Genomic DNA, 24,560 nt, shown 5'->3' with positions numbered 1-24,560 from the left:
GGGAGCGATTTAAACCATGAAGAATATTCTTGATGTTTCTAATTTAGAGGTAAAGTTTCAAACTCGACGTGGAATCGTGCAGCCGCTTAGAGGAGTAAGCTTTCAAGTCAATGAGGGTGAGACACTTGGCATTGTCGGAGAATCCGGATGCGGAAAAAGTGTCACATCACTTGCTGTCATGGGGTTGCTTCCAAATGGCAAAGCGAATATAAGCAATGGAAAAGTGCTCTTTGAAGGTCAGGAAATGACTCACCTTAAGGAACGTGAGCGGAGAAAATTAAGAGGCAGCAAAATGTCAATGATCTTCCAAGAGCCAATGACTTCTTTGAATCCTGTTTTTACGATTGGCGATCAATTGAGTCAGCCTTTGAGTAAGCATACAAAGCTTGGAAAAAGAGAAATGAAGGAACGAATCATTGACATGCTGAAACTGGTCGGTATTTCTAGACCAGAGGAAATCATCCATCAATACCCTCATCAGTTATCCGGAGGGATGAGGCAACGCGTGATGATTTGTTTGGCAATTATTTGTGAACCTGAACTTCTTATTGCAGACGAACCGACGACAGCTCTGGATGTAACAATTCAGGCACAGATACTTGATCTTTTAAAAAAGATTAAGCAAAAAAATAACATGTCGATTATTTTTATTACGCATGATTTAGGTGTTGTCGCGGAGCTATGTGATCGCGTCATTGTTATGTACACAGGTCAGATTGTTGAAGAAGCAGATGTGAGAACTTTCTTCAATAGTCCAAAGCATCCTTATTCAAAAGGTCTTCTTGCTTCAATGCCGAAGGAGGATGAAAGAAAACAAAAGCTGTATGCAATAAAAGGGAATGTTCCTGGATTGAACGAGCTGCCTGTAGGATGCTCTTTCTCTAATCGCTGCCCAATGGCATTTGACCGCTGCAAAATGAGTCCGCCGGTTGTACAAATTGGCGGTCAAATCTGCAGATGCTGGCTCTATGCTGAGGAAAAGGCGGGTGAGCATCATGGAAAATGAGAAAGTCCTGCAGGTTGTGAATATGAAGAAATATTACACGGTGAACGATGGATGGTTCAGTAAGGGTCAGCGGGTTAAGGCGGTTGATGATGTTAGTTTTTCAATTTATAAGGGCGAAACTGTTGGCTTAGTTGGTGAAAGTGGCTGTGGTAAATCAACAACCGGACGAGCCATATTACAGTTGAGCCAGCCTACGTCTGGAAAAGTTGTCTTTGAGGGTACAGATATTAGTAAGCTCAAAGGGCAAGATCTTCGACAAATGCGGAGAAGAATACAGATGATTTTTCAGGATCCTTATGCATCACTTGACCCGCATAAAACGATTCAACAGATTCTGACTGAACCGCTGCGTGTGCACCATTTATATGATAAAAAAGAGCGAATTGAAAAAGTAAGAGAAATGCTGAAAACGATTGGATTAACTGATGCTTATCTTACACGGTATCCTAATGAGCTATCAGGCGGACAGAGGCAGCGTATTGCTATTGCACGGGCTGTTATTCTTCATCCGTTGCTTATTGTTGCTGATGAACCAGTATCTGCATTAGATGTGTCTGTGCAGGCGCAAGTTATCAATCTATTAATGCATTTGCAACATGAGTTTCAGCTGACTTACTTGTTCATTTCTCATGATTTGAATGTAGTCCGACATATTACGGACAGAATCGTCGTGATGTATCTTGGAAAAGTGGTTGAAGCTGCTCCCACTGAGGAACTCTTTAGAGACCCGAAACATCCTTATACTTGTGCATTGCTGTCTGCGATTCCGATTCGTAATCCTGACGAACATAAAGATCGGATTGTTCTAAATGGTGAAGTGCCGAGCCCGGTTAATCCACCCTCAGGTTGTCCATTTCATGAACGTTGTCCAAACGCAATGGATATCTGTTCGAAGGTAGTGCCTCAACAAGTGAATCTGTCTGAAAAGCATAAAGTAACCTGTCATCTGTACACTCATCAGTAAAATAAATGTTAATGAAGTTGCTGTGCAGTTGGTGATAATCCATCACTTAATTTAAAAGATTGTATTGATAAAGAAGGAGATTTTTTAGAATGGAAGACACTAGAATTCGAAAATATGCTCAATTTTTGATTAATGAAGCAGTTGATCTGAAAAAGGGTGAAAAAATTTTAATTGAGCTTCACGGGCATGCTTATACTTTGGCAAAAGCTTTGGTAGAAGAGGCTTATAATGCGGGTGGGAACCCTTTTATCCATGTTTTTGACTATGCTATCGAAGGTGCGCTTGTTGCTGGAGCAGATGACGCTCATATGGCAGACGTGACCAGTTATGAATTAACACGCATGAAAGATATGGATGCGTACATTGATATCCGAGCTACTGATAATATCCATGCATGGAATAACATCTCTGATGCTCAACAAGCTGTTTATAATAAAAACTACTGGGGACCGCTTCATCTACGTCAGCGCTGTAATCACACCAAATGGACCGTGCTGCGTTATCCAAATGATGCGATGGCTCAGCTTGCGGGTATGGACACAGAGGAGTATGAGGATTTCTATTTTAAAGCCTGTCTACTAGATTACAAGAAGATGGGCGAAGCAATGAAAAATATTGAGAAGAGAATGGACAATGTGGATGAAGTGCGTATTACCGGACCAGGCACAGATATTCGCTTTTCTATCCTCAATATTCCATCCCATGGCATGCATGGTAATAAAAATATTCCGGACGGTGAAATTTACACTTCGCCTGTACGGGATTCCATAAACGGCGTGATTACTTACAATGTTCCGTCCCCGTATAATAGCTTTTTATTTAAAGATGTTACATTTGAATTTAAAGATGGAAAGATTATTCACGCAACCTCAAATAATACGGAACTATTAAATAAAATTCTCGATACAGATGAGGGGGCCCGTTACATTGGTGAGTTTGCGATAGGTGTTAATCCAGTGATCATGACACCTATGGAAGATATCCTTTTTGATGAGAAGATTGCAGGAAGTTTTCATTTCACACCGGGCAACTGCTATGATGACAGCAGTAATGGAAATCATTCTGCTGTACACTGGGATCTGATCAGTATTCAAAGACCAGAATATGGTGGAGGTAACATGTATTTTGATGGTGAATTAATTCGGAAAGATGGGCTTTTCGTGGTTGATGATCTTAAACCGCTGAATCCTCAAAATTTACTTTAATTTCAACATTTATGCGTTATGGTGAAAAATTTGAAAGGAAGTAATCATAGTGAATCAGCAAAGACTTAATCGAGTGTTGAAAAATATGGAAAAGGAAAATATTAAGCAAATTCTCGTAACTTCGACTGCCTCCGTGTATTACTTGACCGGCTATTGGGTCGAACCTATTGAGCGGCTGCTCGCTTTGTATATTCAGGATAATGGTAAAACCATACTGTTTGGAAATGAACTGTTTGATCTAGCTCCTCAGGAAGGAATCGAATTGGTACTGCACGGTGATTCGGATAACCCTGTTACTGATTTAGCTAAGGCGATTAAACCGGGAGAGATTGGCATTGATAAATTCTGGCCATCATCCTTTCTCATCAATATTATGAAACTTCGCCAGGATGTTGTACCAGTTCCAGGGTCTGGTCCAGTCGATCATGCTCGTATGTTAAAGGATGAAGAAGAAATTGCACAAATGCGCCATGCATCCCAAATCAATGACATGGTCATGGAAAAAGCAATAGCAAAGTTGCAACTAGGTATTCGTGAAAACGAAATCTCTACGTACATTGAGAAACTGTATGCGGCGAACGGAGGCGACCATTCTCCTGAAGGACAAGTGGTTTCATTCGGTGCCAACGCAGCAGATCCTCACCACTGGTCTGCAGATTCCATCCTTAAAGAGGGAGACGGGATTGTTTTCGATATCTTTAATCCAATAAAAAAATATTGGTGCGATATGACACGAACTGTTTTCTTCCGTAAGGTTAATGATGAGCAGAGAAAAGTGTATGAAGCGGTTAAGGAAGCTAACCTTGCCGCTGAGGCTATGATCCGTCCGGGCATTCCAATGAGTGATATTGATCTTACCGCACGAAAAATTATTGAGAATGCGGGCTATGGAAAATACTTCACCCATCGGCTCGGCCATGGCTGTGGATTGGAATGCCATGAAATCCCCGATAACAGCAGTTCAAACCATATGTTGGCACAGCCTGGAATGATTTTTTCAGTAGAACCGGGTATTTACATCCCTGGTAAAGTAGGTGTACGTATTGAGGATCTTGTTCTTGTAACAGAGGATGGATGCGAAGTATTGAATGCAGTATCCAAAGATCTTAAAATTATTGACTAATTCCTCTAAATATTTGATAGAAAAAAATTTGGAAAACAAATTACCTTAGTAAAGGTACACTTTAATTAGTATGAATGCATTCTAAAATCTTTAAATCCCTGATATGAAAGGCGAGCTTAACCCACACTTATCTAAGTGTGGGTTAAGCTCGCCTTTCAGTTTTTTATTGAAACATCCTTAGTTCATTCTGAAGAAATTTCCAGTATCGATCAAGTGCAGCAATTCTGTTCTCAGGATCAGAAGTCAATCCATCAAATAGTTCCGGATACTTTTTTAATTCCAACAGTAGTTTCTTATCACTGGTAGTAAGTTTATCGTTGCTCATAGTTATATAATCAGTATTTCTTTTGTCATCAGATTTCCCAACTAAATAATCAATAGTTGTATGAAACAGCTCAGATAATGTAAGCAGAGTATCAAGAGAGGGCTCGTTCCTTCCCTGCTCATAATAACCATAAGCACTTGTACTGATGCGCAGCCGTTTTGCCACTTCTTCTTGCTTTAATTGGGCATCTTCTCTTAATTCTTTTAAACGATCGGAAAAAGTAGCCAACAGGCAACCCTCCTTATTAATGCGGAAATTATACAATAACAAGTTGTGAAATTTTTAAAATACAACAAAATATCTGAAAATATGTTTACATACAACAAAATGTTGTTTATAATTACTTTTGTAAGTAAAGCTTACATAAAGGACAGATTATCATCTTTCATAAGGAGTTGATATTAGGCTAATTATATGAGAATGAATTTATTTGATGGGGGGATGTTAAATGACTCGGTATAGTTTTGGGGGAGATGAGTATGTTTTTACCGAGGTGGAAGATGAGATGAGTCTTAGGGAACATTTTAAGACGATGACCATTACTGAAACGTTGGAAAGAAGAATCTTCCGGGAATTGTAGAGGTATGCCCGGCCAATGTATCCTACTTAATTAAGATTGATCCGGAACGCATCAATCCTAGGGACGTGATTGATGAATTGAAGCGTATTGAAGAATCAATCAAGGATTTTTCTGGGATTCAGTTTCAATCAAGATTAATTGATCTGCCAACGTTTGGCGGAAATTAATCCTTTTTAAGGAGCAATAACCTATAGGTTTCGAATCACTAATCATAAGTAGAATCAACCTATCTGAGTAAGAATTAGTTAACACACACATTAATTTCCGAATATTTCATTTAGTCCGAATGAACAGATGCTTTGCTATTCGCTCTAATCAAGAGATTCAAAGGCTAAGAGGGCTGCGTTCTATTGATTCAGAGGAGGGAGCCCAGATCAATTTTAGAACTTGGCCTGCTATTTCGTGAATTTAGACAACTTTAAAATCAGTAGGAGGAATGAGTTATGCCAGTCGGATCTATTTCTAGTTCTCGTGATACCGTCGGAGTCGCTGTTGTGAACTACCGTGTTCCTGTCTTGGAATCGAAGGAAGAAGTGCTGGATAATTGTCACCGGATTGCCGATTTTGTCGAAGGAACAAAGATGGGTTATCCCGGGCTGGATTTAATCGTGTTCCCGGAGTATTCAACACAAGGATTTCATCCAACCAAGTGGCGAGAACTCTGCACGACGGTTCCCGGTCCTGAAACGGATATTTTTTGCGAGGCATGCCGAAAGAATAAAGTTTGGGGCGTTTTCTCGATTACCGGAGAAATTAATCCAAAGGGGAATCCATTCAATTGTTTTATTCTTATTGATGATCAAGGGGAAATCAAGCTTAATTTTCACAAAATTAATCCATGGGTACCGAAAGAACCGTGGTATCCGGGCGATCAGACCATGGTTGTTAAGGGGCCAAAAGGTCTGATGATTGGCGCTAACGTCTGCTATGACTCTAATATACCGGAAATTGTGCGGGATACAGTCATGAAAGGAGCCGAACTGGTCGTTCGTATCCAAGGCTATATGTATCCGTCCAAAGAGCAGCAGATCAAGGTAGCAAGTGTCCGCGCTTGGGAAAACAATGTGTATTTTGCTGTTGCTAATATGGCCGGACGGGACAAGCTTTATTACTACTTTGGTCACTCGAATATCATCGATTTTGATGGGACGACGTTAGCTGAGTGCGGTTCTGCTCCGGATGAAGTGACCTACGCAGAACTGTCGATCTCTGCGATCCGCCGAGCAAGAAGAAACTGGACGGCAGAGAACCATCTCTATAATTTAACGCATCGAGGCTATTCTGCAGTTAAAAATGGTGTCGCAACGAGCCCGTATTCATTCTACAAAATTTGGTCAGAAGATCCGGAAAAAGCCAAACAAATCTGTGAATCACTAACGCGAGATACTCCGGAACAACCGAGTGAGGAACAAGTAACCGGTCATTTGTTGAACAAATAATTAAATAGTAGAAGGAAGGCTGAGTTTCAATCAATGGTGTTTTGATCCAAACGAAGTCGCATAGTGCGGTACACGGCGGGGTGACTCTGTTGATAGCTGGCCAGAGGAGAGACCACCTCAGGTAAATGGGGCATACATAGACGAGGCTGTGGTCGCACTCTGTTGATGCGAGCACCCGATGTGGCGCTTTAGGCTATAGGCGGTAAAAGACACCAGTAAATTTTGACAAAGCCTTAAAAAAGAAACATAGAAAGTGGGGGAAAGATGTAATGGTACAAACAGTTTCTGATCGGGCAACCAGAAAATTCAATAAATGGGTGAATAATCCAATACTGGAGGACTATGCGCTTCGTTATGCACCACGATCTTTTAGAACGTTTTCTCAATCTTCAGTAGCCAATTCTGCACTTGGCGGTATCGCTTTTCTGGCTAACTTCGCGATTGGTGCTTCTGTTACAACCGCTTATGGCTTCTCGAGCGCAGTTTGGGGCATTCTTATTGCTGCAGCGGTTATTTTTCTAACCGGAATTCCGATTGCCTATTATTCAGCTAAATACAATGTCGACATGGATTTACTGACACGCGGCGCCGGATTCGGCTATCTGGGATCGACACTAACATCCCTCGTATATGCGACATTCACATTCATCTATTTTGCAACAGAAGGCTCCATTTTAGCACAAGCCTTTGAAATTTACTTTCACATGCCCCTTGCAGTCGGTTATCTTATTGGTGCTGTTGTTGTCATTCCTTTGGTTACTTTTGGTATGACGCTTCTGTCTAAATTGCAATCGTGGACGCAGCCTTTATGGATTATTTTAATGGTCGCTCCGCTCATCGGTATTCTCACCACACATCCGGAGACCTTAGCAGCATGGACGCATTTCGGCGGGGACAAGACCACAGGCGCATCGTTTAACCCGCTGTATTCCGGCATGGCGGCCGGTGTTGTTCTATCCTTAATCTCTCAAATCGGCGAGCAGGTTGACTATCTGCGCTTCATGCCCAATCGCACGAAAAAGAATCATAAAAGCTGGCTTTGGGTGACCATCCTCTCAGGACCGGGTTGGGTCATTCTTGGGGCTTTTAATATGTTATGTGGCTCATTATATGCCTCTTACATTGCACCCGCAGTTGGACTCACCAATGCGGTGGAGCCGATTCAACAATTTATTCATGGATTTGGAACCTTTATTCCTAATACTTTTCTAGCTTTAACGATTGCTACAATTTTCGTTATTCTCTCTCAATTAAAGATTCAAGTGACCAATGCGTACTCGGGTTCCCTGTCTTGGTCGAATTTCTTCTCTCGTCTCCTTCACTTTCATCCCGGAAGAGTGGCATGGCTTTTTCTTCAGGTCGCCATTGCGCTTACGATTATGGAAGTCGGCATGTTTAAATTTTTAAATACCATTTTAGGATTCTACGCGAACGTTGCAGTCGCCTGGATTGCCGCGATTGTTTCCGATTTGGTGATTAATAAAAAGATACTGAAGATCAGTCCGGATTATATTGAATTTAAACGAGGGCATCTGTACAATTTTAACCCCGTAGGATTCGGCTCAATGATTATCGCTTCAATCGTTTCCATTGTTGCTTACTTTGGTCTCTTGGGGGGAACGATGCAAGCATTTTCACCATTCGTCGCGCTGATTCTCTCTTTTGTTCTGGTTCCCATTATTGCACTTGCCACAAAGGGAAAATATTATATTGCCAGAGAGAATCCGGAGTATACAGCAGGAATTGAAATGGCCGCGACGGTTCAAAAATCACTGGATCACGTGCATCACCACCAATCAGGAACGGATGATGTCAAAACGTATACATGCTCCGTTTGTCGCTATGAGTACGAGGAGGAAGATATGACTTACTGTCCTTTTCACGATGGAATGATTTGCTCACTATGCTGCAGTCTTGAAAAGAACTGTCATGATATGTGCAAAACAGATGAAATTTTATCTACTATTGAAAAACAGGTGCACTGATCACAAAATAATTCGTTTAAGGAGAGATCATTTATGGGTAGCATTGGAAGTATGACAAAACCAACAGAAGGTTTTCTGACCGCTTTAATTCAATATCCTGTACCGGTCGTTGACTCACGTGAAGATATTGACAAACAGATCAAACAAATCGTGAAGATCCTTCATGCAACAAAATCGGGTTATCCTGGTGTTGAACTGATCGTTTTCCCCGAATACAGCACACAAGGATTGAATACGAAGAAATGGACCACAGACGAGTTTCTTTGCTCTGTTCCGGGTCCGGAAACCGATGTTTTTGCAAAGGCCTGCCAAGATTCGGGCGTCTATGGTGTTTTCTCCATTATGGAAAAAGATCCCGAGGGAGGGGCCCCTTTTAACACGTCGATCATTATTAATCCCGCAGGTGAGATCATCCTGAAGTATCGCAAGCTCAACCCTTGGGTACCTGTTGAGCCATGGCAGGCCGGAAATCTGGGACTGCCTGTCTGCAAGGGTCCCGGTGGAAGCATCCTATCCGTATGCATTTGCCATGACGGGATGTTCCCAGAAATCGCGAGAGAAGCCGCCTACAAAGGAGCGAATGTTCTGATCCGTATCTCGGGCTACAGCACTCAGGTCAATGATCAATGGATCTTAACCAATCGCTCCAACGCATGGCAAAACCTCATGTATACCCTATCGGTCAATCTCGCCGGCTACGATGGAACCTTCTATTATTTTGGCGAAGGACAAGCATGCAACTTCGACGGCACCACTCTGGCACAGGGACATCGAAACCCCTATGAAATCGTGACTGCAGAGATCTATCCGCGCCTCGCAGATCAAGCCCGATTAGATTGGGGCCTCGAAAACAATATCTACAATCTAGGTACACGAGGCTATGTCGCAACCCCCGGTGGCATCAAGAAAAATCCCTACACCTATATCCGAGATCTAGCAAATGACGCCTACAAATTACCGTGGGAGGACGAAATTAAAATCAAAGACGGCTCCATCTATGGTTACCCTGTAAAGAAATGATCATCATGTAGCACGAACGGAGTTAATTATATATCATGCCCGACACTGTATGGAACAGTGCCGGGTGTTTTTTGTGGGGAATTCTGAGTATACGTTCATGAAAGGTTATGAGGACAAATACCCTGCAGAATTGTCCGGATAAGGTTAATAAGGTGCAAAAATAAATTATTGAGGTAAAAGCAAAGTAACAGTTGTTCCGGTTCCTGGTTCACTCTGTATCTGTACTTTCCCATGCATTCGATGCATTATCTTTTTTACGGTAGCAAGTCCGATTCCATTTCCATTATATTCTTCAAAAGTATGCAGACGAGTAAAAGCTTCAAAAACCTTTTCCCTATATTCATTATCAAAGCCAATTCCATTATCTGTTAATTGAACAGTGAATAGATTGTCTTGATTTGAAAAATGAATATCGATTTTTGTTAAAATTCTATTATTGGTGAATTTAAATGAATTGCTTAACAGATTTTGAATGAGAATCGTAAATAAAATTTTGTCACTTAACAAAAGATGGGGTTGATGATCGATGTGAATTGAATATTGTCTATTTGAATTTAAAGAAATAAACTCTTTAACCAGCTCATCACAGATTTTTTCGGCATCAATTTGATCCATTGTAATTTTATGTTGAAAAGCTTTTGATAGGTTTAGGAGCCCATCTATGATCATTGTTGACTGCTTACATTTTTCATCTAAATTTTTGAAAAGTTCCAATTTTTCATCATCTGTCAAGAATTGTTCTTTCAAAATGTGAATCAATTGATTTATGATAAGAATAGGTGATTTTAATTCATGAGATGCAGTATAAGAAAAATACTCTAGTTCCCGGTATGCTTGAGTGAGTTTTCTTGATTGTCGACTAATTTTTAGCTGAGATTCTACACGAGCAACGAGTTCAGATGCATTATATGGCTTTGTAATGTAATCTTGTCCGCCAGAATTAAAACCTTCAATGATACTGTTTTCATCGTTTGCAGCTGTAATAAAGATGATTGGAATTCTTTTAAAAAGATAATTCTGTTTGATTTTTTGGCACAGTTGAAAACCATTCATATCTTTCATATAAACATCGAGAAGAATTAGAGAAGGAACATTATTAGAAATGAGTTTTAATGCCGTTGATGGACTTGTAGCTATTTTTGTCAAAATATTTAAAGGTTTCAATAAAGTTGTTAAACTGATAATATCACTTGGGGAATCGTCAACAATTAAAATGGTGTCCCTTGATTCGTTTTGAGTAGAAGTAAAGTCAAACATAATCATTTTCCTCCGAATTAATTTGATAGTGATAGAAAAGAGTGAATAATCATGCACCCCATAAAAGGATTGAATCAGAAGCAGCTATACTTAATAGTTTCTCTTATCTTTTTTACAGTTGTTTTTTTATCCATATACAGTGTGTATTATATACAAATATGTGTTAGACAGGAAGTACAGGCTGAGGCGAATAAATCAAAGTATCATTCATTGAGTGAAAAGATTGTCGATTTAAATAATGAAAAAACCGATGAAGTCCGCAAATTTATTGCAACAGGGAATATGGACTATTTTTATAGTTACTGGAAAGTAATAAAAAAAATAAACACTATTCATGACAGTATGTCTAAAATGCAGAGAGACATGATCACTCAGGAATCTCGATATTTGAATACCGCTATGGAAGACTTAACGTTACTTTCTTATACTGACATTCGATCAATAAAATTGATGACTGATGCCATTTCCGTAAAACGTGATCACTTACCTCCAGAAATAAACGAGTATGTTATCAATATTGAAGAAAAAAAGATGAGTCAATCTGAACAAAGACAGCAAGCTTTAAAATTATTATTTGACGAAAACTACATCAATGAAAAAAATGTAATTACCAATAATATTATTTCTTTCAGAAAATATGTGGATGAAAGATTAGATAGTCAACTTAATGATGCAAAGATGGGTGTTCAATCCGCGATTAATCTTCAATCATGGCTGCAATTGTTTTTTGTGGTCACTTTTATTGGTATCCTCGTTCTACTGTATTTGTACAATGTACAACCAATTCGTAGTTACACGAATGTATTAAAGAAAGTTAAGATATCAAATGATACTTATGAACTTAAGCCGACAGGATCGTTTGAAACCAAGTTATTGGCTAAAGTTTTTAACCACTTGTACCAAAGTTTAGTTAAAGCGAATCAGGCAAAAAGTGAATTTCTATCAATGATAAGCCATGAATTACGAACGCCTTTAAATTCTATCAATGGCTATATATTTTTACTTGAAAGATCACAAATTACCAATCAACAAAAACAGTATTTGACTGTTATAGAAAATTCATCTCGTCATCTCTTGCTATTAATCAACCAGATACTTGAGTTTGGGAAGATTGAAAAGGGAAAATTAAGCATTAATTATTCAGAATTTGACATCCGTAATCTATTAAAAAACGATATTGATATGTTTGCTTACAGCGCCGAGGAAAAAAATATTCAGTTGAAATTTAATTGTGCAGAACGTGTGCCAGAATATATACGTAGTGATCAACGTTTGATCAATCAAATTGTGATTAATTTGCTTTCGAATGCTGTTAAATTTACTCCCGGAGGATCCATCAATCTTAAAGTAGAATTTATGCCATATAGTCAGGAAGGTAAGCACGGTGATTTAGTTGTCTCTGTAATGGATACTGGGATTGGAATTAACAAAGAAAACTTTGAGAGGATATTCCATGCTTTTGAACAAGCTTCTCCGGATATATCGCTGAAATTTGGTGGAAGTGGTTTAGGGCTCGCTATTACAAAGAATATTGTCGATGGTATGGGCGGGAGTATTAAAGTTAGAAGTGAGGTTAATAAAGGTACAATATTTATCGTTTCAATACCAGTGGATTACGTTGAGCATTCAAAAACAAAAAAACAAGACAATACTATTATGGCTAATCAAGGAAATTTTCGGGATATTCCGGTTTTACTTGTCGAAGATAATTTGATAAACGCAAAAATGGAGCGAGAGATTCTTGAAATGCTTGGATTTGAAGTGAGCGCAGCTAATACGGGATTCCAGGCTATGAATTTTATTAATCATCAAAAGTTCCACTTCCTTTTTCTTGATATCCGATTACCTGATTGTTCTGGCTTTCAAGTTGCAGACTATGCACGTAAATCAGTTTTGAACAAAAATAGTTATATTATCGCTCTCACGGCAAATATTGAGGCAGTTAATGAATTTCAACCTAAGACTATTAATTCATATCTTTCTAAACCATTTGAAACTGAAAAATTGGTATCCATTGTAAAATCAATCGATCAAGTTAGCTATAAAGAACAGAATATTAGCAATGAAATTTTGAATGACAGAACTTCGTTACGGCGTCTTATGGGGAAAAAGGCTTTATACATTGAGTTACTCACGCTTTTCTTGAAGGATCACATTAAAGATGTTTCAAAATATCATCAAGTCTTTATAAATCGTAAATATGAAGAATGTGAATTTATCATACATAGTCTTAAAGGTGTATCGCAGTCTATAGGTGCGGAGCAATTGGCTCAAATTTGTGATCAAATTGGAAAGAGACTTAAAAAGGTTCAAAATAATGATTTAGATTTTAAAGTCATTTCTCAGCTTAATAAAGATAATGATAAATTGCATGATATATTCATCATCACAAAAAATAGAATTAAAGATTATGTTGACAAAAATAGTGCAAGTGTGACGCGAAATGTTGTTACGTCAAAGAGCAGTGATCATCATCCATCTACAGATAAAGTTATTAGTGAGTTAAAAGATAAAATCAATAAGTCGGATGGTTATTGTTATGAGTTTATTGATGAACATGCAGATATCATTCGAAGCGTTATTTCATCGTCCTCATATAGTCGTTTGCGAGAAGCATTGTATCAATTTGATTTTCAGAAAGCTAATCAAATTCTGGAAATGGAGGAATGAATTGTGATAGATATTCTTTTTGTGGATGATGATCTATCAATGAAATTTATTATTGAGCACTTTGCATTATTTCAATATTCAAATTATCGTGTGAAAAAGTTTGTTACTGACGGAATCAAAGCGTTAGAAGCACTTGATCAACAAGAATTTGATCTTGTCATTACAGATATTAAAATGCCTATTGTGGACGGTATTACGTTGATAAAAAAAATGCGTGAAAAAAACGATGAAACTTTTGTTATCATCGAGAGTACTTATCGTGAATTTAGATTAGCACAAGAGGCAATACGTTATCGTGCTATTGATTATATTGAAAAACCTTTAACCGAAGCGAAATTGGGGGATGCACTGTCAAGAGCGGAAAAATTGATTGAAGAAGGCGCAACCGTTAATGAGAGCAGAGGGAAAACTTGGATGAACCAAACTACTCATGGATTGTTATATGAAGATCCGATGCAGATTAGACGCTCATTAACAGAGTTACATAAAGAAGAAAAAGAGATCTTGACCGATTTAGGAATGGAGGATAAAGAAAAACTTTTTCACTATTTATGGCAGCAACTCTTAAAAATTAAACATTATATCTACAATGATCGTCTCTTTATTCGGTTCCCGATAAGAGATGATTCAAAGGTTTTTTTATTAATGCATCAGGAAATCAAACGATTGGAACTGTTAAATCATGATCCATTTATTCTGAAATTGTCCCAGATCATAAACGATCACATTGCCTCAGTAGATTTAATTACCTTTACTTCGGAAAAACTGGAATTAAGTAAAGATTATGTTAGCAGAACTTTTCGCCAAAAAACGGGTCTAACGCTAAAAGATTACATTATCATTCGAAAAATTACGGAAGCACAAACATTGCTTGCTGATTCAAATAAAAAGGTCTATCAAATTAGCAACTATCTTGGCTATGTAACTGTTGATTATTTTTCAAAGGTATTTAAGAAGGTTTGTGGAGTGACACCAATTAACTATCGTAAACAACGTATGTGATGAAATGTAACATTCGATGTCAGATTTTTAGCTATTTAGCGGATTAATGGGGCAAAACAGCGATTTTGTCCTGTTTTTTTACGGAAAATTTAGATTAGTATTGAAATATGAACTGTTAATGAAATTTATTGGGGAGGACTAAAAGAATTGTCAAAACTTAAAGTGGTCAATTTATTATTGGGATTTGTATTGGTATTGGCATTGCTAGCTGGCTGTTCAGGTGGAGGAGCAATTTCTAGCGCAAATAAAAAAACAGATAGTTCTTCATCCGGTTCCGGTAGCTCCGGTAATGTAATTAAGGTAGGTATACTTCATTCAGCGAGCGGTACTATGGCTATGAGTGAAACTCCGGTGCGCGATGCAGAACTTCTGGCAATTAAACAAATTAATAAAAATGGTGGTATATTAGGGAAAAAGATACAACCAGTCATTGAAGATGGAGCTTCTGATAACGCAACCTTTGCAGAAAAGGCAACGAAGCTTCTTGAACAAGATAAAGTTGCAACAGTATTTGGTTGCTGGACGTCAGCAAGTCGTAAGGCTGTAAAACCAATTTTTGAAAAAGATAATGGTCTTCTATGGTACCCAGTTCAATATGAAGGCATGGAATCATCACCAAATATTTTCTATACGGGTGCTGCACCGAACCAGCAGATCGTTCCTGCAGTTGATTATATGACAAATAAATTTGGGAAGAAAGTATTTCTTGTTGGTTCTGATTACGTTTTCCCACGGACGGCAAATTCGATTATCAAGAAACAAGCAAAGGCTTTAGGTATGAAAGTTGTGGGAGAAGAATATACACCGCTTGGTGATACTAATTTTGCGACGATTGTAAATAAAATTAAAAGTTCGAAACCGGATTATGTTTTTAATACATTAAATGGCGATTCTAACGTCGCTTTCTTTAAACAATATCGTACTGCAGGTATTTCAGCTAAAGATATTCCTACGATTTCAGTCTCAATTGCAGAGCAAGAAGTGAAAGGTATTGGTGCTAGTTATTTGAAAGGTCATTATGTTTCTTGGAATTATTATGAAACCACGGATACCTCAGCAAATAAGGATTTTGTTTCTGCTTACAAAAAGGCATATGGCAACAAGCGTGTTACAGATGATCCTATTGAAGCAGGTTATAATGCAGTGTATTTATGGGCAAAAGCTGTTGAGAAGGCAGGATCAACAAATGTAGATAAAGTTAAAGCTGCTGCCAAGGGCATCACCTTCGATGCGCCTGAAGGAACTGTAAAGATTGATGGTGACAATCAGCACCTCTATAAAAAAGTTCGAGTTGGAGAAATTGAAAGTAACGGCATGATTAAAGAGGTTTGGGGTACAAAAGAAGCGATCAAACCAGATCCTTATCTCAAAACATATAAATGGGCAAAAGGATTGACCGGAGTTCAGTAATCGGATTTCTTTGGTGGATCGTTAGAATTCCTAATGTTATTTTCCCTGTGAATCGTTCGTTTTCAGGGAAAATAACTTTTATTTTATGATGAGGAGGATTAACATGCAGGAATTAATCATGCAATTGTTTAATGGCATTAGTCTGAGTTCAATATTGTTTCTTTCTTCTGTTGGACTAGCTATTACTTTTGGATTGATGGGCGTTATTAATATGGCTCACGGTGAGTTTATTATGATTGGTGCATATACAACTTATATTGTTCAGAATGTTTTTATTGACCATTTCCCAAAGCTATTTAATTCTTATATCTTCTTCGCTATAGTTATATCTTTTTTCGCAGCTTCACTAATCGGTTATATTTTAGAACGTTTGATTATTTCTCACTTATATGGACGGATTGTTGACAGTCTGCTCGTGACTTGGGGAGTCAGCTTGTTTTTTCAACAACTCGCGCGAAGTATTTTTGGAGCACCTAACGTTAGCGTCAGAATGCCTGATTATTTGCAAGGGAATATCCATCTGACGAATGATATCGTATTTCCAAATAATCGCATTTTTATCCTTATCATTGCACTTATCTGTCTAGTGCTGATTTATTTATTGATGTACCGTTCAAGATATGGTCGGAATGTCCTCGCTGTAATGCAGAATCGTGAAATGGCAGCATCACTTGGAATAAATACAAGAAGAGTGGATTCCTTAACCTTTGCAATCGGCTCAGGATTGGCAGGAATTGCAGGATGTGCAATTACATGGATTGGAGCTGTTGGTCCGACGATTGGGACAAGTTATATTATCGACTCGTTTGTAGCTGTCGTCGCCGGAGGGGCAGGAACAATAGTAGGAACAATTTTTGGTGCATCTTTTATAGGCATTGGAGAGACAATTTTTGAATTTTTAACGACTTCATCAATTGGAAAGGTTCTTATTTTCACCTGTGTAATAATTCTTTTACAGTTCCGACCTAAAGGTTTATTTGCAGTAAAGACCCGTGTTTTGGATGACTGATCGGAGGCGTAATGTAATGGTTGGTAAAATCATATCAAATAAAATTCTGTATGCAATCATGTTATTTATTGTTTTAGCAGCACTTCCTTTTTTTGTATCGATGTTTCAGGTAAGTTTGTTTGCCAAATTCATGTGCTTTGCAATTGTTGCGATTGGTTTGGATATGATTTGGGGATACACTGGCATTCTGAGCCTTGGTCATGGAGTTTTCTTTGGACTTGGTGGTTACTGCATGGCAATGTATTTAAAGATGGCTTCCTCTAACGGCGGCTTGCCGGATTTTATGACTTGGAGTGGTGTAACTCATCTTCCGTTTTTTTGGAAACCTTTTGGACATTTAGGATTTGCGATACTAATGGTTGTTATCCTGCCGGCCGCCTTAGCTTTAGTTATTGGCAGTTTGACTTTTATTAATCGGATCCGTGGAGTTTATTTTACTATATTATCACAGGCACTAGCTTTAATAATTTCAACGTTGCTCATTGGATCACAGAAATATACTGGCGGATCAAATGGAATGACGGGATTCACTAAAATATTAGGCTTTTCTTTAACAAACCCGTGGGTTCAACTTTCAATGTACTATATTACTCTCTTGGCTTTAATTGTGATCTTTTTTATCTGCTGGATTCTGGTTCACAGAAGAATTGGGAAGACATTAATGGCAATACGTGATGGCGAAAATAGACTGCGCTTTCTAGGCTATAATACATCGGTTTTTAAGGCATTTGTATATGCACTATCTGCTGTTATTACTGGGATTGCCGGCGCACTGTATGTTATTCAGGTTGGCATTATATCACCAACAGAAGTAGGCATTATGAGCTCAATTGAGATGGTTATCTGGGTAGCCATTGGTGGTAAAGGAACATTAGTTGGAGCAATGTTCGGGGCTATACTAGTCAATGGTTTTAAATCAGCAATTAGTAATCAATTTCCAGATCTATGGTCCTACTTTATTGGAATACTATTTATTATTGTCATACTCTGGTTGCCAAAAGGATTTATCTCTTTCCACGAAATTCCAGGAAGAATAATGAAATTTGTAAATCGAAATAAAGAGGAGATTTAATAAATGGAGAATCATAATAAGGAGATTTTGACAATAAATAATGTCAGCATCCAATTTGGTCATTTTAAAGCGATTAAGGATGTTTCAACTAAAGTTTATAAAAATGAGATACGCTTTTTTATCGGTCCTAATGGGGCAGGGAAAACAACAATTCTTGATGCAATATGTGGAAGAACAAAAGTAAAGAGTGGTAACATAATTTTCAATAAGCAGCATGATTTGACGAAAATAAAAGAATTTAAAATAGCAAAATTAGGTGTTGGAAGAAAATTTCAAGCGCCTAGTGTTTTTAATAGCTTATCCGTTCGTGAGAATATGGAACTTGTGGCCAGTCGTAACCATTCATTAATGTCGACAACATTTAGTTCTTTAGAAAAAGAGCAGAAGGAGTACGTTGACTATATTCTAGAATTTATCGGACTAAAAGATGAACAAAAATTTTATCCGCAAAAATTATCTCACGGACAGAAGCAGTGGCTGGAAATAGCGATGATTATGGTATCGCGTCCAAAGCTGATATTGCTTGATGAACCAGTTGCGGGAATGGGGCGCCATGAAACTGAAAAAACAGAAGAACTTATTTTAAAGATGAAAAAAGAATGTTCATTAATTGTTGTTGAACATGATATGAAATTTGCCAAACATATTTCTGACTATGTGACTGTGTTTTTTGATGGACAAATATTAGATGAAGGAACAATTAATGAGGTTGAAAAGAACCCAGACGTCATCAAAGTATATTTGGGAAGAGGAAGTGAAGAAAATGCTTGAAATAAAAGAAGTCTCGGCAACTTATGGGGAAGGTACAGTTTTAAAACGGGTCAATCTTAAAACTCATGATCATAAAATTACTTGTTTAATCGGGCGAAATGGTGCAGGTAAAACAACGACACTCAAATCAATCATGGGGCTAATTAATGTCATTCATGGATCAATATATCTAGAAGGACAAAGTATTACAAAAAAAAGTACTTTTGAAAGAGCGCAATTGGGGATTGGCTACGTTCCACAAGGGAGAGATATCTTTTCAAAGCTTACTGTTAAAGAAAATTTGCTACTCGGATTGGAAGCAAAACATGGTCAAGGGACAATTCCAGATTATATTTTTGAACTCTTCCCTATTTTGAGAGATTTTTTACCTAGAAAAGGAGGTGATCTTTCGGGAGGACAGCAGCAGCAGCTTGCCATTGCGCGTGCCTTAGTTGCCGAGCCGAAAATTCTAATCCTTGATGAACCTACAGAAGGTATTCAACCTTCAATTATTCAGGAAATAAGTCGAGTTATTTTAAAACTAAAAGAAAAAATGTCGGTATTAATCGTTGAACAATATCTTGAGTTTGTATTAAATATCGCTGATTATTGCTACGTGATGGAGAAAGGACAAATCGTTATGGAGGAAGAGCCACAACATCTAGATAAGAATGAGGTATCAAAAATTCTGTCTCTATAAACGATTTAATAAAATGTAAGTTTAGAATGGAGATGTGTCTATGTATCTATCTTACAAAGATAAAGAAAAATTAATGATTGTAGTTGCTGCAGATTTGGCACGAAGACGGCAGAAAAGAGGTTGTCGCTTAAATTATCCTGAAGCTGTAGCAATTATCACATATGAGGTTATGGAAGGAGCGCGTGATGGTAAAACAGTTGCCGAACTCATGCAGTATGGAACGACAATTCTTTACTCAGAAGATGTGATGGAAGGGGTGCCAGAAATGGTAAAAGATATTCAGGTTGAAGCTACTTTTCCTGATGGCACAAAACTTGTCACGGTACATAATCCGATTAAATAGGAGGTTTATTAAATGATACCTGGCGAAATTAAGTGTTACGGGGATCCGATCCAGTGTAATCTTAATAATGAAACGCGTGAACTAGAGGTAACTAACACTGGCGACCGTCCAATTCAAGTAGGCTCACATTTCCACTTCTATGAGGTCAACTCAGCCTTGAAATTTGATCGTAGCAAAGCATTTGGATTCCGCTTGAATATTCCAGCTGGTACTGCGATTCGATTTGAGCCGTCCGATGCAAGAGTTGTTCCATTGGTTGCTCTTGCTGGAACGAGAGAAGTATATGGGCTAAATAATCGGACTAACGGCAAAATTCACAAATAATGGAGTGATATCATTGGATCAGCATAAGTTGATTATCTCACGTGATCAGTATGCACAATTGTATGGACCAACTGTTGGAGATACAATACGGCTTGCCGATACGGACCTGTTCATTGAAATAGAGAAAGATTATACAAATTATGGGGATGAAGTTGTTTTTGGAGGCGGCAAAGTCATCCGAGAAAGTATGGGCATGGACCCATTAGCAACACGCGATGAAGGTGTTCCGGATTTAGTGATTACGAATGCTGTAATTGTTGATTATACTGGTATTATTAAAGCGGATATAGCCATAAAAGATGGCAAAATCATGAAAATTGGTAAAGCAGGGAATCCGAAAATTATGGATAAAGTAACGATTCCCATTGGAGCTTCAACTGAAATAATTTCTGGTGAAGGGAAAATTGTTACAGCTGGTGGAATTGATTCTCATATCCATTTTATCTCGCCACAACAAATTGAGGTTGCTCTTCAAAGTGGAATTACTACCATGATTGGTGGTGGAACAGGCCCGACTGAAGGGACAAATGCGACTACAGTAACTCCAGGCGCATGGAACTTAGCTCGAATGTTACAAGCTGCCGATGGTTTTCCGATGAATCTGGGTTTTCTTGGTAAAGGCCATGCTGCTTCAACACGCCCCCTAGATGAACAAATTGAAGCAGGGGCTATTGGTTTGAAAATACATGAGGACTGGGGAGCAACGCCCGCAGCAATTGATAATTCACTGAAAACAGCTGACAAATACGATGTACAAGTCGCTATTCATACGGATACGCTAAATGAATCAGGTTTCGTAGAAGATACAATTAAAGCTTTTAAAAATCGCGTCATTCACACATATCATACAGAGGGCGCGGGTGGAGGTCATGCTCCTGATATTATTAAAGTTGCAAGTCAACTAAACGTTCTTCCTTCCTCTACTAATCCAACAATGCCTTTCACAACAAATACACTGGACGAACACTTGGATATGTTAATGGTATGCCACCATCTCAATCCGAGTATTCCGGAAGATATAGCTTTTGCCGATTCAAGAATTCGTGAAGAAACAATTGCGGCAGAAGATGTTCTTCATGATATGGGGATATTCAGCATGATGAGTTCAGACTCACAGGCTATGGGTAGAGTTGGAGAAGTGATCATTCGAACTTGGCAGACAGCGGATAAAATGAAAAAACAGAGGGGCTCTTTACCTGAAGACTGCGTTAAAAGTGATAATTTTAGAGTGAAACGTTATATATCGAAATATACAATCAATCCTGCAATAACTCATGGGATTTCCAATTATGTAGGTTCAATCGAAGTTGGAAAAATAGCGGATCTAGTTATGTGGGAGCCTGCATTTTTTGGAGTTAAACCTGAAAAGATTATTAAAGGTGGCATGATTGCCTGCAGTTTAATGGGAGATGCCAATGCATCAATACCGACACCTCAACCGGTTTATTATCGGCCGATGTTTGCTTCGTTTGGTCGTGCATTAGAAACTTGTTCCTTCACGTTTATGTCAAAGGCTTCCATTGAACTTGAGAAAGATAAAGCATACGGGTTAAATAAAAAGGCCTTGACCGTTAAGAACACACGGCATCTTTCTAAAAAAGATATGAAATATAATGATCAGACGCCGCAGATTGATGTTGATCCACAAACCTATGAGGTTAGAGTAAACGGAAAACTGATCACCTGTGATCCTGCAAAAGAATTATCCCTTACGCAACGATACTTTTTATTCTGATAAAGGAGTTTGTCATGATCAACAAAATAATTGGATCAATTCATGAAATTTCGATTGAGGAGCAATCTGAGTATCATATTGAGAAAGTTTTTGTTAAAAATGAAGATTTGGCAAAACGTCTCCATCATTTAGTCTCGGATCATAATCGAAACATATCAGTATTGTTAGATAAAGGAAATCATTTGCATGTTGGAGATATTCTTGAGAAGACAGAGAAAAATTTATTGATTGTCGATGTTTTGGATGAAGATGTTTTAGTAATACATCCGGATTCAATGAGACAGATGGGCGTGATTGCCCACAACTTGGGCAATCATCATCTACCGGCTCAATTTACTGAAGATACAATGATTATTCAGTATGATCCAGTTGCCGAAACGTATTTATGTGAGAACAAATTCACATATCAACGTGAAAATAAAAGATTAGAAACACCTTTCCGTTATATAGGGCACAGCCATGGTTAATAAACAATTGGCAATTTTACAGATGATGGATACAACGTTTCCAATAGGTCTTTTTAATCAATCGTATGGTTTTGAGTTATATATTAATCAAGGCACAATACATGATGATCGTAGTTTTTACAACTGGTTGCATGTCTACATCCAGAATCAATTGAAATATAATGATTTACTTGTTGTCCAAGAAACATACACTACTCTCATGTCCAGTGAAAGATCTCAAATGAATCGTCTTATTGGCTACAATGATTTAATTCACGCTCAAAACTTGTCATCGGAAGTACGGTCGGGAAATAGCAGAACTGGAAAACAGTTTCTTAATCTGGCCATTCAACTTTTTGATAATCAATTGCTTAAACAATTTGGTGAGTGTATTCATACCCAAGGGAGTGCCCCGCATCCTAGTGTCGTGTATGCAATTGTCGGTTATGTGTTGAAAATGAATTTATCGGAACTATTAGAAACTTTTTTATATAGCGTCATATCCTCTCTAATCCAGAATGCTGTTAGAGGAATACCAATCGGGCAAGCAAAAGCGCAATTAATGCTAATCCAAATGCATGATGAGATGGACGAAATCGTTAGTAATGTCATGTCCTTGAACATAGATGATTTTGGAAAAGGACTTCCAGGTAATGAAATTGCTCAAATGCGACATGAAACATTATTTGCACGAATGTTTATGTCCTAATAAATAAAAAAAGGTGATCATAAATGACTGCAATTCGAATAGGGGTCGGCGGACCAGTAGGTGCAGGGAAGACGTTTTTAATTGAAAAAATTACGAAACATTTATATCCAAAGATTGATATAGCTGTCGTTACAAATGATATTTATACAAAAGAGGATGCACAGTACCTAATTAATAACAGTGCATTGGAAGAAAATAGAATTATTGGTGTTGAAACAGGTGGTTGTCCTCATACGGCTATTCGTGAAGATATATCAATGAACGTATCGGCAATTGAAGAATTGGAAAAACACGATTCAAACTTAGAATTGATTTTTGTTGAAAGTGGGGGAGACAATCTAGCCGCTACGTTCAGCCCGGAACTTGTTGATCTAAGTATTTATATTATTGATGTCGCTCAAGGTGAGAAAATTCCGAGAAAGGCTGGGCAAGGAATGATAAAAAGTGATCTCTTTATTATTAACAAAATAGATCTTGCTCCATATGTCCATGCCGATTTAAATGTAATGAAACAGGATACGTTTAAATTCCGTGGAAATAAACCTCTAGTATTTACGAACCTTCAAAAGGAGCATGGATTAGATGAAGTCATTGATTGGATTTTGAAGTCATCTTTTTTGGACAAAAAGCATGAGTGTTAAAAGAGGTGAGTTGGAGCTGTTTTTTGAGAAAAAGAAAAATAAAACGATAGCTTCTCATGTGTATTTTCACGGTGCTTTAAAGGTTATCAGACCACAATATGATAGAGGTAGTGGTCGAATCAAGTATATACTAGTTAATCTGGGTGGGGGTTATTTACAGGGAGATCAGTACACGATCCGTCTTTCATTAAAAGATAACGCGGAAGTGCATTTAACTACCCAAGCTGCAACAAAAATATATAAATCAGAAAGAGACAGTGTATTACAACAAATTGCGATACAAATGAAAAATAGCAGTATTTTGGAGTATATACCTAATCCAATTATTCCTTATAAAGATTCACATTACCGGCAGCTACAACATATTGAAATGGATCATAGCAGTGCTTTATTTTTAAGTGAGATCTTGACCAGCGGGTACGATCCAAATAATGCGAAATTTTCATTTAAACAAGTTGATTTAACGACAAAAGTGATTTATGACAACCAGCTGAGCGTTTTTGATCGCTTGCGTTTTTTTAAAGATGATCCTTTGACATCAAAGGAATTAATGGGAAACTTCACTCATTTGGGATCAATCATTGCTATATATCCCTCATTTCACAATGCTGACCTAAATGTTTTACGTAAATGGCTTCCATACAATAAGGAATTAATTAGCGGTGTGACCAAATTATCAATTCCAGGATTAATGATTCGGTTCTTAGGCTATCGGACACAAGATATAGAAGAACAAATTCAATCTGCATTAATGTTTTTTCGTCAAAAATCAGAGAAAATCAAGCAACAATAAAATATTGAGGGAAGTGGCAACAAGTCGATTTTGCTCAGAAATAATGAAGGGA

23 protein-coding genes and 1 pseudogene are annotated in these 24,560 nt (G+C 37.9%); 22 read left to right on the top strand and 2 right to left on the bottom strand.

The window, feature by feature from the left end:
* Nucleotides 1-16 precede the first annotated feature (16 nt).
* From ABWW58_RS15645 to ABWW58_RS15630, 4 genes are all read left to right on the top strand, one after another.
* Nucleotides 17-1,006 carry an ABC transporter ATP-binding protein gene (locus ABWW58_RS15645; protein ID WP_353869996.1) on the top strand — a complete coding sequence of 330 codons (990 nt, stop codon included), beginning with the start codon at nt 17-19 and terminating at the stop codon, nt 1,004-1,006.
* Nucleotides 996-1,970: an ABC transporter ATP-binding protein gene (locus ABWW58_RS15640; RefSeq protein ID WP_353869995.1), complete on the top strand. Its 975-nt coding sequence runs from the start codon at nt 996-998 to the stop codon at nt 1,968-1,970. The genes ABWW58_RS15645 and ABWW58_RS15640 overlap by 11 nt, the downstream gene beginning before the upstream one ends.
* Before the next feature lie 89 nt (nt 1,971-2,059).
* Nucleotides 2,060-3,175: an aminopeptidase gene (locus tag ABWW58_RS15635; protein ID WP_353869994.1), complete on the top strand. Its 1,116-nt coding sequence runs from the start codon at nt 2,060-2,062 to the stop codon at nt 3,173-3,175.
* A gap of 49 nt (nt 3,176-3,224) precedes the next feature.
* Nucleotides 3,225-4,298, top strand: a complete 1,074-nt coding sequence (locus ABWW58_RS15630) for a M24 family metallopeptidase (protein WP_353869993.1) — start codon at nt 3,225-3,227, stop codon at nt 4,296-4,298.
* Nucleotides 4,299-4,461: 163 nt separating this feature from the next.
* Here ABWW58_RS15630 and ABWW58_RS15625 read toward each other — a convergent pair whose 3' ends face one another.
* The gene (locus ABWW58_RS15625; RefSeq protein WP_353869992.1) at nt 4,462-4,851 is read right to left on the bottom strand and encodes a helix-turn-helix domain-containing protein; all 390 of its coding nucleotides are present in this window, start codon (nt 4,849-4,851) and stop codon (nt 4,462-4,464) included.
* Between the two features lie 336 nt (nt 4,852-5,187).
* Here ABWW58_RS15625 and ABWW58_RS15620 point away from each other — a divergent pair.
* From ABWW58_RS15620 to ABWW58_RS15605, 4 genes and pseudogenes are all read left to right on the top strand, one after another.
* A pseudogene (locus ABWW58_RS15620) lies at nt 5,188-5,370 on the top strand (allophanate hydrolase); the annotation flags it as partial.
* A gap of 276 nt (nt 5,371-5,646) precedes the next feature.
* Entirely contained in the window at nt 5,647-6,642 is a 996-nt protein-coding gene (locus ABWW58_RS15615) for an aliphatic amidase (RefSeq protein WP_353869991.1), read from the top strand.
* Nucleotides 6,643-6,911: 269 nt separating this feature from the next.
* Complete coding sequence (locus ABWW58_RS15610; RefSeq protein WP_353869990.1) at nt 6,912-8,627, top strand: purine-cytosine permease family protein; 1,716 nt, start codon at nt 6,912-6,914, stop codon at nt 8,625-8,627.
* A 33-nt stretch (nt 8,628-8,660) separates the two neighbouring features.
* A complete protein-coding gene (locus tag ABWW58_RS15605; RefSeq protein ID WP_353869989.1) occupies nt 8,661-9,647 on the top strand; it encodes a formamidase in 987 nt (328 codons plus the stop codon).
* Between the two features lie 165 nt (nt 9,648-9,812).
* Here ABWW58_RS15605 and ABWW58_RS15600 read toward each other — a convergent pair whose 3' ends face one another.
* Nucleotides 9,813-10,904 (bottom strand): response regulator, encoded by a 1,092-nt coding sequence (locus tag ABWW58_RS15600; RefSeq protein WP_353869988.1) that lies wholly within the window; start codon nt 10,902-10,904, stop codon nt 9,813-9,815.
* Nucleotides 10,905-10,955: 51 nt separating this feature from the next.
* On the opposite strand from ABWW58_RS15600, the gene ABWW58_RS15595 reads away from it, so the two are divergent.
* The 14 genes from ABWW58_RS15595 (at nt 10,956) to ABWW58_RS15530 (ending at nt 24,508) form a co-directional block, all read left to right on the top strand.
* Nucleotides 10,956-13,574, top strand: a complete 2,619-nt coding sequence (locus ABWW58_RS15595) for an ATP-binding protein (protein ID WP_353869987.1) — start codon at nt 10,956-10,958, stop codon at nt 13,572-13,574.
* A gap of 3 nt (nt 13,575-13,577) precedes the next feature.
* Nucleotides 13,578-14,576: a response regulator transcription factor gene (locus ABWW58_RS15590; protein WP_353869986.1), complete on the top strand. Its 999-nt coding sequence runs from the start codon at nt 13,578-13,580 to the stop codon at nt 14,574-14,576.
* Nucleotides 14,577-14,723: 147 nt separating this feature from the next.
* Nucleotides 14,724-15,986: an urea ABC transporter substrate-binding protein gene (gene urtA / locus ABWW58_RS15585; RefSeq protein WP_353869985.1), complete on the top strand. Its 1,263-nt coding sequence runs from the start codon at nt 14,724-14,726 to the stop codon at nt 15,984-15,986.
* A 103-nt stretch (nt 15,987-16,089) separates the two neighbouring features.
* The gene (urtB, locus tag ABWW58_RS15580; RefSeq protein ID WP_353869984.1) at nt 16,090-16,995 is read left to right on the top strand and encodes an urea ABC transporter permease subunit UrtB; all 906 of its coding nucleotides are present in this window, start codon (nt 16,090-16,092) and stop codon (nt 16,993-16,995) included.
* Nucleotides 16,996-17,011: 16 nt separating this feature from the next.
* Nucleotides 17,012-18,067, top strand: a complete 1,056-nt coding sequence (gene urtC, locus ABWW58_RS15575) for an urea ABC transporter permease subunit UrtC (RefSeq protein WP_353869983.1) — start codon at nt 17,012-17,014, stop codon at nt 18,065-18,067.
* 3 nt (nt 18,068-18,070) lie between these two features.
* Nucleotides 18,071-18,838, top strand: a complete 768-nt coding sequence (urtD, locus tag ABWW58_RS15570; RefSeq protein WP_353869982.1) for an urea ABC transporter ATP-binding protein UrtD — start codon at nt 18,071-18,073, stop codon at nt 18,836-18,838.
* Nucleotides 18,831-19,517 (top strand): urea ABC transporter ATP-binding subunit UrtE, encoded by a 687-nt coding sequence (gene urtE, locus ABWW58_RS15565; RefSeq protein ID WP_353869981.1) that lies wholly within the window; start codon nt 18,831-18,833, stop codon nt 19,515-19,517. Before urtD ends, urtE begins: the two co-directional genes overlap by 8 nt.
* Before the next feature lie 40 nt (nt 19,518-19,557).
* Nucleotides 19,558-19,860, top strand: coding sequence for an urease subunit gamma (locus tag ABWW58_RS15560; RefSeq protein ID WP_353869980.1), 303 nt, complete (start codon nt 19,558-19,560; stop codon nt 19,858-19,860).
* A gap of 12 nt (nt 19,861-19,872) precedes the next feature.
* Nucleotides 19,873-20,184 (top strand): urease subunit beta, encoded by a 312-nt coding sequence (locus tag ABWW58_RS15555; protein WP_353869979.1) that lies wholly within the window; start codon nt 19,873-19,875, stop codon nt 20,182-20,184.
* Between the two features lie 28 nt (nt 20,185-20,212).
* Complete coding sequence (gene ureC / locus ABWW58_RS15550) at nt 20,213-21,919, top strand: urease subunit alpha (RefSeq protein WP_353870024.1); 1,707 nt, start codon at nt 20,213-20,215, stop codon at nt 21,917-21,919.
* 14 nt (nt 21,920-21,933) lie between these two features.
* Nucleotides 21,934-22,386, top strand: coding sequence for an urease accessory protein UreE (locus ABWW58_RS15545; RefSeq protein ID WP_353869978.1), 453 nt, complete (start codon nt 21,934-21,936; stop codon nt 22,384-22,386).
* Entirely contained in the window at nt 22,379-23,074 is a 696-nt protein-coding gene (locus tag ABWW58_RS15540) for an urease accessory protein UreF (protein WP_353869977.1), read from the top strand. The genes ABWW58_RS15545 and ABWW58_RS15540 overlap by 8 nt, the downstream gene beginning before the upstream one ends.
* Nucleotides 23,075-23,097: 23 nt before the next feature.
* Complete coding sequence (ureG, locus tag ABWW58_RS15535) at nt 23,098-23,715, top strand: urease accessory protein UreG (RefSeq protein ID WP_353869976.1); 618 nt, start codon at nt 23,098-23,100, stop codon at nt 23,713-23,715.
* Nucleotides 23,705-24,508 carry an urease accessory protein UreD gene (locus ABWW58_RS15530; RefSeq protein WP_353869975.1) on the top strand — a complete coding sequence of 268 codons (804 nt, stop codon included), beginning with the start codon at nt 23,705-23,707 and terminating at the stop codon, nt 24,506-24,508. Before ureG ends, ABWW58_RS15530 begins: the two co-directional genes overlap by 11 nt.
* Nucleotides 24,509-24,560: the final 52 nt, after the last annotated feature.

Source organism: Sporolactobacillus caesalpiniae (genome assembly GCF_040513385.1).
Classification (GTDB): domain Bacteria; phylum Bacillota; class Bacilli; order Bacillales; family Sporolactobacillaceae; genus Sporolactobacillus.
The sequence above is the reverse complement of the archived record's forward strand: the minus strand, read 5'-3'. Positions and strand labels throughout refer to the sequence as shown.

What these genes read in the sequence shown, in the direction of transcription:
- ABWW58_RS15645 (WP_353869996.1), top strand. Translation starts at nt 17, where the DNA reads ATGAAGAATATTCTTGATGTTTCTAATTTAGAGGTAAAGTTTCAAACT.
- ABWW58_RS15640 (WP_353869995.1), top strand. Translation starts at nt 996, where the DNA reads ATGGAAAATGAGAAAGTCCTGCAGGTTGTGAATATGAAGAAATATTAC.
- ABWW58_RS15635 (WP_353869994.1), top strand. Translation starts at nt 2,060, where the DNA reads ATGGAAGACACTAGAATTCGAAAATATGCTCAATTTTTGATTAATGAA.
- ABWW58_RS15615 (WP_353869991.1), top strand. Translation starts at nt 5,647, where the DNA reads ATGCCAGTCGGATCTATTTCTAGTTCTCGTGATACCGTCGGAGTCGCT.
- ABWW58_RS15610 (WP_353869990.1), top strand. Translation starts at nt 6,912, where the DNA reads ATGGTACAAACAGTTTCTGATCGGGCAACCAGAAAATTCAATAAATGG.
- ABWW58_RS15605 (WP_353869989.1), top strand. Translation starts at nt 8,661, where the DNA reads ATGGGTAGCATTGGAAGTATGACAAAACCAACAGAAGGTTTTCTGACC.
- ABWW58_RS15600 (WP_353869988.1), bottom strand. Translation starts at nt 10,904, where the DNA reads ATGTTTGACTTTACTTCTACTCAAAACGAATCAAGGGACACCATTTTA.
- ABWW58_RS15595 (WP_353869987.1), top strand. Translation starts at nt 10,956, where the DNA reads ATGCACCCCATAAAAGGATTGAATCAGAAGCAGCTATACTTAATAGTT.
- urtB (WP_353869984.1), top strand. Translation starts at nt 16,090, where the DNA reads ATGCAGGAATTAATCATGCAATTGTTTAATGGCATTAGTCTGAGTTCA.
- urtC (WP_353869983.1), top strand. Translation starts at nt 17,012, where the DNA reads ATGGTTGGTAAAATCATATCAAATAAAATTCTGTATGCAATCATGTTA.
- urtD (WP_353869982.1), top strand. Translation starts at nt 18,071, where the DNA reads ATGGAGAATCATAATAAGGAGATTTTGACAATAAATAATGTCAGCATC.
- urtE (WP_353869981.1), top strand. Translation starts at nt 18,831, where the DNA reads ATGCTTGAAATAAAAGAAGTCTCGGCAACTTATGGGGAAGGTACAGTT.
- ABWW58_RS15560 (WP_353869980.1), top strand. Translation starts at nt 19,558, where the DNA reads ATGTATCTATCTTACAAAGATAAAGAAAAATTAATGATTGTAGTTGCT.
- ABWW58_RS15555 (WP_353869979.1), top strand. Translation starts at nt 19,873, where the DNA reads ATGATACCTGGCGAAATTAAGTGTTACGGGGATCCGATCCAGTGTAAT.
- ABWW58_RS15545 (WP_353869978.1), top strand. Translation starts at nt 21,934, where the DNA reads ATGATCAACAAAATAATTGGATCAATTCATGAAATTTCGATTGAGGAG.
- ABWW58_RS15540 (WP_353869977.1), top strand. Translation starts at nt 22,379, where the DNA reads ATGGTTAATAAACAATTGGCAATTTTACAGATGATGGATACAACGTTT.
- ureG (WP_353869976.1), top strand. Translation starts at nt 23,098, where the DNA reads ATGACTGCAATTCGAATAGGGGTCGGCGGACCAGTAGGTGCAGGGAAG.
- ABWW58_RS15530 (WP_353869975.1), top strand. Translation starts at nt 23,705, where the DNA reads ATGAGTGTTAAAAGAGGTGAGTTGGAGCTGTTTTTTGAGAAAAAGAAA.